The sequence below is a fragment of the Alkalicoccobacillus porphyridii genome (assembly GCF_007293315.1).
Classification (GTDB): domain Bacteria; phylum Bacillota; class Bacilli; order Bacillales; family Bacillaceae_D; genus Alkalicoccobacillus; species Alkalicoccobacillus porphyridii.
Genome location: NZ_VLXZ01000445.1, coordinates 1 through 229, shown reverse-complemented (window position 1 = coordinate 229; position 229 = coordinate 1). Strand labels below are relative to the sequence as shown.

Below are 229 nucleotides of genomic sequence, written 5' to 3'. Positions count from 1 at the left end.
ACGCTGCGCCCGTTGGGCCAGTTGTTCCAGATAGCCACTGGCGGCTGGCGATAACAGCGCCATCATATCGTCGCGGGTGAATTGCGAGGCATTTAGCGCCCGCTCTACGTCAACAGCCGTTTTGCCGTTGATACGCAGGCGGATGTCATCCCAGTCCAGTTGTCGCCAGCGATCGCTGAAGGTTTTCATGCCGATGCCTCCAGAAATCCAGTCAGCGGGCTGGTGGCAT

The 229-nt window shown here is 59.0% G+C and carries 1 pseudogene; it reads right to left on the bottom strand.

Annotated elements, in window-relative coordinates:
- Window positions 1-189 (bottom strand): annotated as a pseudogene (locus FN960_RS24870) (2-iminoacetate synthase ThiH); the annotation flags it as partial.
- Between the last annotated feature and the right edge of the window lie 40 nt (window positions 190-229).